This window comes from Nesterenkonia alba DSM 19423, from assembly GCF_000421745.1.
Lineage (GTDB): Bacteria > Actinomycetota > Actinomycetes > Actinomycetales > Micrococcaceae > Nesterenkonia > Nesterenkonia alba.
This window is the reverse complement of record NZ_ATXP01000003.1, coordinates 72388-85409: the sequence shown is the minus strand read 5'-3', so window position 1 is coordinate 85409 and position 13022 is coordinate 72388. Positions and strand designations below refer to the sequence as shown.

Here is a 13022-nt window from a genome sequence, read left to right as displayed (position 1 = left end):
AGGATGAAGCCTATGAGTGATGCCTCTGCTGGACCAGATGTGACACCGCCGCTTGATGTTGAGCTCTCCGGGATCCCCGGTCCCGATGAAGCCGGCGACCACCCCCTCGAGGACGATCCTCGCCGGTTGTGGCGCATCACCGGTTATCCGTCACCACTGCAGCTGACCGATGTGCCGACTCGCCGCCGGATCGGGTTTAGCGGGAAGAAGAAGCGCGGTCGCAAGCTACTAGAGTCCCGGGGTGAGGTGCTGGCTCAGATGCAGGAGCTGCTCTGGGCCCACGTGGCTGCCGCGGAGGACCGCGACCGTCGGGCCGTGGATGTCGCCCTCTCGGCCCGTGCGCCGCGTCCTAGCCATCAGGAGAACACTCGCCGGCAGGAACTCTTCGGTCCCGCCGTTGAGTCCGCCCTTGAGGACCTCGAACGTGGACCCCGGGTGCTATTGATTCTCCAAGGCATGGATGCCTCCGGAAAAGGCGGGATGGTCAAGACCGTCGTGGGACATATGGATCCGCTCGGCGTCGATGTGGCAGCCTTCGGCCGGCCCACTGCCGCCGAGCAGCGAGAACACTACTTAGAGCGCATCATCCGCCGACTGCCGACCCCCGGCCACGTGGGGGTCTTCGACCGCTCCCACTACGAAGACGTGCTGGTTCCCACGATCACTGGTGCCCACAGTCTGCATCAGCTGGCCGAACGGACCGAGGCGCTGCACTTGTTCGAACGTGAGCTGGTCCGCCGGGGGTTCGTCATCCTCAAAGTCATGTTGCATATCTCCGCCGAAGAACAGCTCGACCGGCTCGTCTCCCGGTTGGATCGAGAGCATAAGCACTGGAAGTACCACCCTTCCGACGCCGATGCCCGCAGTGAGTTCAGTACCTACCAGAAGGTCTACGCTGGGCTGATCGAAGCCACCGACGCCGACTACGCCCCCTGGTTCACCATTGGTGCGGACCGCAAGTGGTACTCCCGGCTGGCGGTGCAGGAACTACTCATTGCGGCCCTGGCGGATCTGAACCTGAAATGGCCGGCCGCCAGCTACGACGTCGAGACCGAACGCCAACGCCTGCTGGCTACCTGAGCCTGCGCCACACCGGGTGACGCAACCGGTTGCCTGCGGTGAAACCGGCATGCTTAACCTCCGCGAGGAGTGTTGGCCGCACCCAGGTGACGTCGGCGGTATCGGGGTCGGGAACATCCGAAATCGGCGGGGTTTTCCGGGTCAGCTTTCTGAGGTGACGGTGCAGTTCGGTGATGTCCGCCTCGCTGAACCCTGTGCCCACCCGCCCGGCGTAGCACAGCTGACCGGCGTCGTCCTCCGTGGCCAGCAGCAGCGACCCGAACGTCGCGGACCGGCTGCCCTTGCCCTTTCGATACCCGATGATGACGACGTCGGCATGGTTGGCATGCTTGATCTTCACCCACTCTTGGCTCCGCTGGCCGGGACGGTACACACTGGTGGCGCGTTTGGCGAGGATTCCCTCGAGGTCTAGTTCCTGGCTGACCTCCATCGCCTCGCCGAAGAGATCGCCTAAATCCTCGGGGAGCTGGATGTGCGCCGTGCCAGTGAGAAGATCGGACAGCAACTCACGGCGCTGGCAGTAGGCCCAGCCTGTGACATCAGAGTGCTCTGCGGTGTGGAGCACGTCGAAGACCATGTAATGCACAGGAATGCGCGCTACGGCACGTTCAACCTGCTTCCGGCCAGTGAGCCGACCCCGCTGCTGAAGCCGGCCGAAGTCTGGGCGGCCAGCGGTGTTGAGTGCCACGACCTCCCCGTCCAGCACCGTTCCCGGGGGGACGGCCTCGGTCAATTCGCTCAGTTCAGGAAACACCGCGGTGTAGTCCTTGCCGTTGCGGCTGAGCAGCCGCACCTTCGCGGTGCTCTGCTGCCCACCGGTCACAGCGGCGATCATGCGGTACCCGTCCCATTTGCCTTCGAAAACCCAGCCGCGGTCGAAGTCCTGGCGGTGGAGGTCCTCGGCTTCGAGCAGCGTGGCCAGCATGGGTGTAGGCAGCGGATCCGGCACCTGGGCCTCATCCTCGGCGGAGCCAGCAGGCCCACGGTGGTCATGGGTGGTGTGAGCCGATGGCGTCGACGACGACGGCGCCTTTCGCCTGGCGACGGGCTGGTCTTTGGTCATCCGGATGAGCCAGTCCTGGGCGTCGTCGGGTGCTCCCTGCTGGGTGTGGACCAGGGCGTAGCGACGCGGAACACCACCCAGCCCACCGTCCGCACGTCCATGGAATACAGCGACCACTTTGCCGGGCTCCCACTTCTCGATGTCCACAGTCCCGGAGTCCCAGATCGAGACCTCACCGGCACCGTATTCACCGGCAGGGATCGTCCCTTCGAACTGTGCATACTCCACCGGGTGGTCTTCGGTCTGTACCGCCAATCGCTGCGTGCCACGCCGCAGAGGCGGACCCTTCGGTACCGCCCAGGAGACCAGCACACCGTCATGTTCTATCCGGGTGTCGTAGTGCAGCCGAGAGACGTGGTGCTCCTGGATGACGAAGATCGGATCCCCGTCGGTGGCCTGCGGAGTGTCCTCCGGAACCGGCTCTGAGGTCTTCGCCGCGTCCCGCTTGGAGCGATAGGTCGCCAAACGGTCGCCGGAGGAGGTCTCGGCAGCGGAGGCTCCGGTGATGTCCTGCATGGGGTCGATGCCCTCAGTGACTCGTTGCATCACCGCGCGGAAATCCAGGTGGTCCAGCTCAGGGTCGGTCAGCTCATCCCAACTGCGCGGTGCCGCCACCCAAGGGCCCTGTGCGGAGCCCGGCCGTCCGCGCAGCGAATAGGGGGCCACTGTGGTTTTGTTCCAGTGGTTCTGAGACCAGTCGATGAAGACCTTCCCGGCCCGACGGGACTTCTTCATCGCGCTGACCACCTCATCCGGGTGGTCCTTCTCCAGAGCCTGGGCCAGTTCCTTGGCCACAGAGGAGACCTCCTGGGAATCGGATGAACCGTCCAAAGCGGCGTAGAGATGGATGCCCTTGGACCCAGAGGTCACCGGAACGGAAGCCAACCCCATACCCTCCAACACCTGCCGGCACCAGTCGGCGACCTGCGCACATTCGAGCAGACCGACCCCTTCGCCCGGGTCGAGGTCGAGCACGAGGCGGTCCGGATGACTGCGCGGGGCGGGGGAGAGGCCCTCGGACTCCGTGGTGACCGGATCGGCGTCGAACCTCCATTGTGGGACGTGCAGTTCCAGGGCGGCGACCTGGCCGAACCAGGCCAACTCCGCAGGGGAAGTCACCACCGGGTAGACGTTGACGTGGTCGGAATGCTGTAGCGCCAGTCGTGGAACCCATTCCGGGGCGGAGTCCTCGAGGTTTTTCCGGAAGAAGGCCTCCCGCGGGGAATCCTCGGTGCCGACGCCATCGGGCCAGCGCTTCCGGGTGACCGGCCGGCCGACCATATGCGGGATCATCACATCGGCCACAGTCTGTAGATACTCCAGCACCTCGGCCTTCGTGGTGCCAGAGGCCGGGTAGAGCACCTTATCCAGGCTGGTGACCCGCAACTGGTGGCCTGCGATCTCTACGGTCTGTCTCTGTGGACTCATCGGCTGCGCCTTTCAAGAGTTCTCCCAGATCAGCATGGGAGGTTGACCTCCATGAAGGCTGACTACTGATGGCTAGCAGGGAGGAACGATGCGTGCAATCTGGTCCGGGGAGGTCAGCTTTGGGCTGGTCTCGGTGCCGGTGAAGCTGTACTCAGCGACGACCTCTCACGACGTGACTCTCCACCAGGTCCACGATGCCGACGGAGGCCGGATCCGGTACCAGCGCCGCTGCGAGGTCTGCGACGAGGTCATCGACTACAAGAACATCGATCGGGCCTACGACGACGGGGAGAAGTCGGTCATCATCACCAAGGACGAACTCTCCGAGCTACCGGCCGATGAGTCCAAGGAAATCGCCGTCGAACAGTTCGTTCCCGCCGAACAGATTGACTCGATGGTGTTGGACAAGTCTTATTACCTCCAGCCTGCCGGGAAATCCGCCAAAGCCTATGTGCTGCTGCGTCGGACCTTGCGTGATGCCGAACGGGTGGCCGTGGTCACCTTCACCCTGCGCTCGAAGACCCGACTGGGAGTCCTGCGGGTCCGCGATGACGTCATCGTGCTGCAGGGGCTGCGCTGGGCTGACGAACTGCGCGAACCTGACTTCGACATCCCCTCCTCTCGGGTCAGCGCCAAGGAACGTCAGATGGCCGAATCGTTGGTGGAGGCCTATTCCGAGGACTTTGATCCCGAACGGTTCACCGATGAGTACCAGCAGCAACTCCAGACCCTTATCGAAGAGAAACTGGAATCCGGGGAAGAGATCGACACGGAGGCCACTTTTGGCGAACCGGAGGACGAGGACGATAGTGGCGACGTCGTCGATCTGATGGAGGCGTTGAAGAAGTCCGTTGATGCTCGGCGTAAGCGCCGCGCGGCCTGAAAGACCAACGCTCAGGCTGAACCGAAGGTGCCTTCACACGTCGCAGCGGGCCGTTGAGTTTTCCACGCCGGGCGGGGTAGCTGCTGACACGCCCGAGTTGTCCACAGAGCCCATCGGGATGGCCGCGCAGGTTCCGGAGGATGGGCAGGCTGTTCTCATCGGCAGGAGAGGAGAACAGTCATGCGAGCCAAGGATCGCACCGGACTCATCGGAGAGCAGGTGGCTGCTCAGTGGCTGACCACACGGGGGCACCAGGTGCTCGCCACGCGGTGGCGCAGCCGAACCGGGGAACTCGACCTGGTCACCGAGCATCGCGGAGATCTCGTCGCCGTGGAAGTCAAGACCCGCCGAGGCATCGGTTACGGTCACCCCTTCGAAGCCGTCACCGCTGAGAAGCTGTACCGGCTGCATCGGCTTCTCAGCGAATACGCCTCGACCCACCAGTGCCAGCGGAGGCGCCGACGCGTCGACGTCGTCTCTGTTCTCCTAGATCGCGATGATGCGACGCAGGATATCGAACACTTGGAGGACGTGCGGCCATGAGCATGGGACGGGCACGCGGTGTGGCCCTGATCGGTATGCAGGGCCGGATCATCGACGTGGAAGCAGATATCGGTCAGGCGCTGCCGGCCTTCGTTCTATTGGGGCTGCCCGATGCTGCGCTGCGGGAGAGTCAGGACAGAATCCGTTCCGCGGCTAAGAACACCGGCATCGACCTGCCGGCGCGTCGGCTGACAGTCAATCTCTCACCGGCGTCTTTGCCGAAGTCCGGTTCCGGACTCGACCTGGCCATCCTAGTGGCCGCCTGGGCTGCCCAGGGGCACCTGGTCGATACCGAGCAGGTCGTTTTCCTCGCCGAACTGGGACTGGATGGTCGGCTGCGTCCGGTGCCCGGAGTACTGCCCGCTGTCGCCGCAGCTGCCGAGGCGGGCACTCAGCGGGTAGTGGTCGCCGAGGAGAACGCTGCTGAGGCGGCTCTGGTTCCCGGGGTGGAAGTGCTCAGTGCAGGCCATGCAGTGCAGGTCGCCGCCGCCTTCCGGGCTCCTGACACTCAGGCGCTGCCGGCCGAGGTGACTCCGGTGGATCGCCGCCAGGGCGGATCTGTCGTGACCGAGCAGCCCGAAGAGGCCGGTGGCGACCTGGCTGAGGTCCGGGGGCAGGCCGAGGCCCGCTGGGCTCTGGAAGTCGCCGCTGCCGGCGGACACCACATGATGCTGGTGGGGCCTCCAGGAGCTGGCAAGACGATGCTGGCCGAACGACTACCGTCCATTCTGCCCCCGTTGGACGAGGACGAATCCATGGAAGTGACCGCGATCGACTCGATCAGCTCGGGGGCGGCCAGTGTGACCCGGCTGCGCCGGCGTCGCCCCTTCGAGGCACCGCACCATAGCGCCAGTGCAGCGGCGATCCTCGGCGGCGGAGCACGGCTGGCGACCCCGGGAGCGGTGACCCGTGCTCACCACGGGGTGTTATTCCTCGACGAGGCTCCCGAGTTCGCCCGTGGAGTGCTCGATTCCCTGCGTCAGCCCTTGGAAACCGGGACCATCACCTTGCACCGCTCCGCCGGGGCAGTGAGTTACCCCGCGCAGTTCCAACTGGTGCTGGCGGCTAACCCCTGCCCCTGCGGCATGAGCAGCGTCGGCAGTGGAGCTGAGTGCACATGCTCTGTGCCTCAGCGCAGGGGGTACTTCGCCCGGTTATCGGGGCCGCTGTTGGACCGGATCGACGTGCAGGTCACAGTGGAGCGTCCCCGGTCTGCGGCGCTGGCCCGGGAGAGTACCGGCGAGTCCAGCGCGGCGGTACGGGCCCGGGTGGAGGCTGCCCGCCAAGCCCAGGCGGCGCGCCTGGCTCCACACGGCTACCGGCTCAACGCTCAGGTCCCCATGTCGGTGCTGTGCGGAGCTTTGAAACTGCCCAGCGGTGTGGTGGCGGAACTGGATGCCGCTCTCGACCGGGCGCTGATTTCCTTGCGTGGCTACGTCCGAGTGCTGCGCACCGCCTGGACGCTTGCCGACCTCTGCGGTGATGAGCACCCGACGGCGGAGCACATCGACGCCGCAATGCAACTGCGGGCGGTGGCGCGGTGACCGAGCAGGTTCGCCTGGTGCGCGCTGAACTCAGCCGTCTCATCGAGCCAGGAGATGCGCTGGGCCACTTACTCGTCGATCAACTCGGACCGGTGCAGGCCCACCAGCTCATCGTTTCCGGCTCGGCAGAGGACCAACTGAGTCATCGCATGAGCGAAGCCGCTGCCGCGGCTGGTCTGGGCCCCCGGCAACGCAACCTTGCCGCCGGACTGCAGCGGTGGCGTACCCGGCTCCACCAGGCCGCCGGAGAACGGGACTTGGAGGTCATCGAGCGTCTCGGTGGTGGTCTGCTCATCCCAGAGGACCCCGGGTGGCCCCAGGCTCTCGACGATCTCGGCCTGCAACGACCCATAGCCCTGTGGTTCCGGACAACAGAGACCGCCGCCTCACCCCAGCACATAGTTGCCAGACTGCCCGCAACGCACCGCAGTATCGCCGTCGTTGGAGCCCGTGAGATGACTGACTACGGGGGTCGGGTCACCGCTGAGCTCGGCGAAGACCTCGCCGCCCGTGGGGTGTGCATCGTCTCCGGTGGCGCCTACGGAGTTGACGGAGCTGCGCACCGTAGCGCACTACGTGCTGGTAGAGCCTGCAGTTCCACGACCGAGTCCGTTCCCACCCTGGCTGTGCTAGCCGGGGGACTGGACCGGTTCTACCCCGCCGGCCACGAGGACCTGCTGCGTCGTGTTGCCACCGAGGGTCTGCTGCTGGCGGAAATGGCCCCGGGCGCCTCCCCGAGCCGGCACCGCTTCCTCATCCGCAACCGGCTCATCGCCGCACTGACCGCGGGCACGGTGGTCGTTGAGGCGCGGTGGCGCTCGGGAGCGCTCTCCACGGCCCACCACGCACTGGCCCTGGGACGTCCACTCGGTGCTGTCCCCGGGCCAGTGACCTCGCCGAGCTCAGCGGGTTGCCACCGTCTGTTGAAGGAGACTCCCGCGCAGTTGGTCACTGACGCTGCGGATGTGATGCAGATGGTGGCCGCCGCCACGGAGCCGATGCTGCCTCTGGCCGGCGCTGATGGCACTGAGTCACCCGCTCAGAACGCCCTGGATCAGGTGAGTGAACTCGACCGGCGAATCTACGACGCTCTCCCCGCACGCCGGTTGACCACCGTAGAAAAGCTCTCCAGTGTGGCGGGACTGCCGGTGCCCCAGCTATTGGCCGGACTGACCCGCCTGCAGCGGGCCGGACTCGCCCGGCGGATCAACAGTTCTTGGGGTCGGGAACATTACAGTGCAGGGTATGGCCACATCGGAAAGTGACGAGCCGCTCATTGCCGCGTTCTGTGCATTCCTACGCCACGAGCGCGGATTGGCGCAGAACACGGTGCGCAGTTACGCCGCCGACCTGCACCAGCTGGCCGAGCACACCGGCGGCCTCGACACGCTGACGCTTCATCACCTGCGGGGCTGGCTCGCCGAACTACACCGCAGAGGACTCAGTCGCTCCACACTCAATCGCAAGACCGCTAGTGTGCGGGCCTTCACCGCCTGGGCGCAGCGACGCGGTCATCTCGACCAGGATCCTGCAGTGCGGCTGAGCTCGGCCCCCCGGGGGCAGCACCTGCCAGACGTGCTGCGGGCCGACGATATGCGCCAGCTGACCGAACAGATCGCCCACCGACGGCGGCAGGCCGAAGAACACTCCACTGAGGATCCCCGCCAGTGGGCGGTGGCTGTACGCGATGAGGCGCTCATCGAACTGCTGTATGCCACCGGGATCCGCATCTCCGAACTGACGGGATTGGATCTCGATGACATTGACGACGAACGCCAGCTCATCCGGGTCCGCGGCAAAGGCGGAAAAGAACGCACAGTTCCCTATGGGGTCCCGGCCCGGACCGCAGTGCGCAGGTGGCGGGACTCAGCCCGCCACCTGTTGTGTACAGACCGCTCCGGCCAGGCACTGTTCCTCGGAGCGCGCGGTGCCCGACTTGATGCCCGCGTGGCCCGCCGAAGCGTTGACGTCGCTTTCGAGGCCCTGGGCACCACAGCCGCCCGCGGCCCCCATGCGCTGCGGCATACCGCCGCGACCCACCTGCTTGACGGTGGGGCGGACCTGCGGGCAGTCCAAGAGTTGCTGGGACATAGCTCCCTGCAAACCACCCAGGTCTATACCCATGTTTCGGTGGAGAAACTAGCTGCTGCCTACACTCAGGCGCACCCGCGGGCTTAAAGGGCTGTTAGCATAAGGGAGAGATCCTTCATAGCGAGCTGTCTGGTCGTAGGGGAAGACGAACCAACAGCCCGTCGATGACAAGCAGTGTGGAGGATCAATATGTCTGAATACCAGGCCCGTGGCGCCGTGCATATTCACTCGGCCCCTGCAGCGCTGTGCCCGCATGTGGAATGGGCAGTGGCGTCAGTTGTCGACGCCCGCGTGGATTTCGCCTGGACTCCCCAGCCCGCCGCTCCCGGGACCTACCGGGCTGAACTCGGCTGGCGGGGCACGCCGGGACTCGGCGCTCAACTCGCGTCCACGCTGCGCTCCCTGAGCCACCTGCGTTTCGAAGTCACCGAGGAGCCCTCACCCGGCTGTGACGGCTCTCGCTGGTCCCACACCCCGGAGCTGGGAATCTTCCACGCCACGATCGACACCGCTGGCAACATCATGGTCTCCGAGGATCGCATTCGGTACGCCTACGAAACCGCAGCCGGGGACCCCTCTGTGGTGTATCAAGAGCTCTCCCTGGCGCTGGGGGAAGCCTGGGATGAAGAACTCGAAACCTTCCGCCACGCCGCTGAAGGTGCCCCGGTGCGGTGGCTCTCCCGCGCTGGCTGAGAGCCTTCGGCGCTCCCGGCGCGGCACTTGTGAGATCTCTACAAAAACCTCCCGGCGTCGTTTACAGTGAAGGGCGATGAGCACTGAGACAGCAGCCCAGGGTCAGCGGGGACTCCCCCCTGAGGTCACCGTCTCCGCCGAAGGCCTCGATGTGCTGCGCCGCAGCCTTGGTCCACTGACCACCACGGTCACCGAACACTTCGAGCAAAACCTTCCCTGGTACAGCCAGCTCACCACCGAAGAGCGCGCCTCCCTGCGCCTGATCTCCCAGCGCGGCATCGGAGGCCTCGCCCATTGGCTTGAGGATCCTGCCTCACAAAACATCCCGTTAGTCAACGAGATCCTCGGTCCAGCTCCGACGGACCTGATGCGGACGATCTCCTTGCAACGGGCCCTACAACTGATCCGCACGATCGTTGACGCCGTCGAAGAGCGTCTGCCTCCGTTGATGCCGCCTGCCGACTACCAACCGATGCTCGAGGCCGTGCTGCGCTACTCCCGCGAGGTCGCTTTCGCCATCGCCGATGTCTACGCACGCGCCGCTGAATCCCGAGGGGCCTGGGACTCCCGGCTGGAAGCACTGCTCGTCGACGCGGTGCTGCGCGGTGAACCCGCTGAGCAGATCGCCTCCCGAGCTGCCGCGGTCGGGTGGCGCTCCCCGGACAAGATCGCCGTCGTGGTCGGTGAGATCCCGGTGGCTACCGATCAGGTCGCCATGTCCCATCTGCGCCGAGCCTGCCTCCGTTTCGCCACCGACGCCGTTGCTGCAGTCCAAGGGGAAAAGCTCATCCTGCTCCTTGGCGGAGTGGAATCCCTCACCGAAGGACTAGACCGGGTCTTACCGCACTTTGGTGAGGGGCCGGTGGTCTACAGCGAACACAGCGGCACCGTCTCTGCGGCTCACCGGGCCGCCGCGGCCGCGTTCTGCGGGTACTCCGCGGCGGGGGCTTGGCCGGCCGCACCCCGGCCGGTGGCAGCTGAGGACCTGCTCCCCGAGCGAGCCCTCGCCGGAGATGAGACCGCCAAAGAAGCCCTCACCGCAGGTATCTACACCCAGTTGGCCGATGCCGGACATGGGCTGCTTGAAACAGTGGAACGCTACGCCGCCACCGGGTTCTCCTTGGAAGCAGCAGCCCGTGAGCTCTACGTCCACACCAATACCGTGCGGTACCGACTCAAACGTGTGACGGAGATCACCGGATGGGATCCCACCGACCCCCGGGACGCCTATGTCCTCCAGACGGCTTTGGTCCTGGGAAGGTTGTAGGCTTCCTACAACTGCCGTCGAAGTCTCCGAGTGGAAAGGTAGAGCTGTGCTAGCGATCGTATGCCCCGGCCAAGGGGCCCAGAAGCCCGGCCTGCTCACCGACTGGATCACCGACGACGACGCCGCCCGTCGCCTTGAAAAGTATTCCGCCTGGGCAGGCACTGATCTGCGGACCCACGGCACGACATCGGATGAGGAGACCATCCGTGACACGGCCGTCGCTCAGCCACTCATCACTGCGGCGACACTACTGTCCGCACAGGCCCTGGGGTTGACCCCTGAACGGCTCGCCTCCTTTGGTGACCAGGTGGTCCTCGCTGGCCACTCCGTGGGCGAGATCCCCGCAGCCACCCTGGCCGGTTCACTCACCGAAGAGCAGGCACTACGGCTCATTGCTGTGCGCGCCACAGCCATGGCAGAGGCCTCGGCCGCTGCCGAGACCGGGATGGCCGCAGTGCTGGGCGGAGTGGAGGAACAGGTCCGTGAAGCCATCAGCACCGCCGGGCTGACCGCGGCCAATATCAATGGTCCCGGGCAGATTGTAGCTGCCGGCGTGCAGGAGAAAATCACCGCCCTGGCAGAGAATCCGCCCGCCCGAGCCCGAGTGATCCCGCTGAAGGTGGCCGGAGCCTTCCACACTGAGTACATGGACTCCGCTCGAACGGCTCTTCACCAGGCAGTCAGCGACTGGACTGCCGCTGACGCCGTCGTCGACCTGCTCTCCAACCGGGACGGGGAACACGTCACCGCTGGTGCAGAGATCCTCAGTCGCCTGGTGGACCAAGTCACCAGACCGGTGCGCTGGGATCTGGTGCAGAAGTCCCTGCAGGCCCGCGGGGTGACCGGCGTACTGGAACTGCTACCCGGTGGAACCCTGACCGGCCTGGCGAAGCGCGGGCTGAAAGGCACGGCTACTGTGGCTGTGACCTCCCCGGAAGACCTCGATGCTGCGGCGGAGTTCGTCGCTGAGCACACTGCCTAAACCGTTGAGAAAGGCCACACCCGCTGTGAGCGCACCCGAACACCCCGCCTTGGCCCAGCCGGCCATCGTGCCCGGCACCGCTGTCCTGGGTCTGGGGGTTCACCGTCCCGATGTCATCGTGGACAACGACCAGATCTGCCAGTGGATCGACTCCTCCGACGAGTGGATCCGTAAGCGCACCGGCATCGTCACCCGGCATCGGGCCCGCCCGGAGGTCTCCGTGGTGGATATGGCCGAAGCAGCCGGGCGTGAGGCCCTCGCCGACGCCGGAATCGAGGCCTCCCAGTTAGGGGCGGTGCTTGTCTCCACGGTGACCCACCCCTACCAGACCCCCTCCGCGGCCGCTGCGGTCACCGACCGGCTCGGCGCCTCACCGGCACCGGCCTTTGACATGTCAGCTGCCTGCGCCGGGTACTGCTACGGCATCGCTCAGGCGGACGCTCTGGTGCGCTCCGGGCTGGCTGAATATGTGCTGGTCATCGGAGTGGAGAAACTCTCGGACTTCATTGACAACCATGAGCGTTCAATGAGTTTCCTGCTGGGAGACGGGGCAGGCGCCGTCGTCGTCGGTCCCACTGAAACACCGGGGATTTCGCCCTCGATCCTGGGATCCAACGGCCAGAAGTGGGACGCCGTCTCGATGAACCAGTCCCTGCTGCCGTTGCGTGATGCCCTCGAACATGCCCGCCGCAGTGGCGATGTGGCCGCCTTACTCGACGCCGAAGCCACCCTGTGGCCCACGCTGCGCCAGGATGGGCAGACCGTCTTCCGCTGGGCGGTCTGGGAGATGGCCAAAGTCGCCCAGGAGGCCATTGAGGCCGCAGGCATCACCGCCGAGGACCTCACCGCCTTCGTCCCGCATCAGGCCAATATCCGGATCATCGACGAACTGGCCAAGCAGCTGAAGCTGCCCGAGCATGTGCTCATCGGCCGGGACATCGTCGAGGCCGGAAACACCTCAGCGGCGTCCATCCCCCTAGCCCTGCACCGACTACGAGCCGAACACCCGGAGATCTCCGGCGGGTTGGCCCTGCAGATCGGCTTCGGAGCCGGCCTCGTATACGGTGCTCAGGTAATCCGCATACCGTAGACCTGTATGTATCCACTCACTGCACTACCTATGAAAGGAGCCCACTGTGGCTGATAAGAACGAGATCCTCGCCGGCCTGGCCGAAATCGTCGAAGAGGAGACCGGCCTGGAAGCCGACGAGGTCCAGCTGGAGAAATCCTTCACCGAGGACCTCGACATCGACTCCATCTCGATGATGACCATCGTGGTCAACGCCGAGGAAAAGTTCGACGTCAAGATCCCCGACGAAGAGGTCAAGAACCTCTCCACCGTGGGTGACGCCGTCAACTACATCGCGAACGCTCAGGGCTGAGGCCCCGCGGATTCGCTGACATTGCAGTGCCCGTGCGGGGGCTCCGGCCCCCGCACCCCAGATCTC

General features: G+C 65.4%; 12 protein-coding genes. 11 read left to right on the top strand and 1 reads right to left on the bottom strand.

Translation table 11 applies throughout. The features are described from left to right. Positions 1-12 precede the first annotated feature (12 nt). Entirely contained in the window at positions 13-1080 is a 1068-nt protein-coding gene (locus H578_RS15415; RefSeq protein ID WP_022872286.1) for a polyphosphate kinase 2 family protein, read from the top strand. On the opposite strand, the gene H578_RS0103320 is transcribed toward H578_RS15415, so the two are convergent. Continuing rightward, positions 1073-3571 (bottom strand): ATP-dependent DNA ligase, encoded by a 2499-nt coding sequence (locus H578_RS0103320; RefSeq protein WP_022872285.1) that lies wholly within the window; start codon positions 3569-3571, stop codon positions 1073-1075. The two genes, H578_RS15415 and H578_RS0103320, sit on opposite strands and share 8 nt — an antisense overlap. Positions 3572-3659: 88 nt before the next feature. On the opposite strand from H578_RS0103320, the gene ku reads away from it, so the two are divergent. From ku to H578_RS0103270, 10 genes are all read left to right on the top strand, one after another. After that, on the top strand, positions 3660-4454 hold the full coding sequence (gene ku / locus H578_RS12955) for a non-homologous end joining protein Ku (protein WP_051130761.1): 795 nt from the start codon (positions 3660-3662) through the stop codon (positions 4452-4454). A 180-nt stretch (positions 4455-4634) separates the two neighbouring features. Next, the gene (locus H578_RS0103310) at positions 4635-4997 is read left to right on the top strand and encodes a YraN family protein (RefSeq protein ID WP_028463888.1); all 363 of its coding nucleotides are present in this window, start codon (positions 4635-4637) and stop codon (positions 4995-4997) included. Next, a complete protein-coding gene (locus H578_RS0103305) occupies positions 4994-6541 on the top strand; it encodes a YifB family Mg chelatase-like AAA ATPase (protein ID WP_022872284.1) in 1548 nt (515 codons plus the stop codon). The genes H578_RS0103310 and H578_RS0103305 overlap by 4 nt, the downstream gene beginning before the upstream one ends. Then, positions 6538-7806, top strand: a complete 1269-nt coding sequence (locus tag H578_RS12950; RefSeq protein ID WP_022872283.1) for a DNA-processing protein DprA — start codon at positions 6538-6540, stop codon at positions 7804-7806. The genes H578_RS0103305 and H578_RS12950 overlap by 4 nt, the downstream gene beginning before the upstream one ends. Continuing rightward, positions 7787-8719 (top strand): tyrosine recombinase XerC, encoded by a 933-nt coding sequence (locus H578_RS0103295; RefSeq protein ID WP_022872282.1) that lies wholly within the window; start codon positions 7787-7789, stop codon positions 8717-8719. The genes H578_RS12950 and H578_RS0103295 overlap by 20 nt, the downstream gene beginning before the upstream one ends. Before the next feature lie 102 nt (positions 8720-8821). Beyond that, positions 8822-9325 carry a DUF3145 domain-containing protein gene (locus tag H578_RS0103290; RefSeq protein WP_022872281.1) on the top strand — a complete coding sequence of 168 codons (504 nt, stop codon included), beginning with the start codon at positions 8822-8824 and terminating at the stop codon, positions 9323-9325. A 76-nt stretch (positions 9326-9401) separates the two neighbouring features. Further along, positions 9402-10592 carry a helix-turn-helix domain-containing protein gene (locus tag H578_RS12945; RefSeq protein ID WP_022872280.1) on the top strand — a complete coding sequence of 397 codons (1191 nt, stop codon included), beginning with the start codon at positions 9402-9404 and terminating at the stop codon, positions 10590-10592. Between the two features lie 46 nt (positions 10593-10638). Beyond that, on the top strand, positions 10639-11574 hold the full coding sequence (locus H578_RS0103280) for an ACP S-malonyltransferase (protein ID WP_022872279.1): 936 nt from the start codon (positions 10639-10641) through the stop codon (positions 11572-11574). Positions 11575-11599: 25 nt separating this feature from the next. Next, on the top strand, positions 11600-12664 hold the full coding sequence (locus H578_RS0103275; RefSeq protein ID WP_022872278.1) for a beta-ketoacyl-ACP synthase III: 1065 nt from the start codon (positions 11600-11602) through the stop codon (positions 12662-12664). 46 nt (positions 12665-12710) lie between these two features. After that, a complete protein-coding gene (locus H578_RS0103270; RefSeq protein ID WP_022872277.1) occupies positions 12711-12956 on the top strand; it encodes an acyl carrier protein in 246 nt (81 codons plus the stop codon). Positions 12957-13022: the final 66 nt, after the last annotated feature.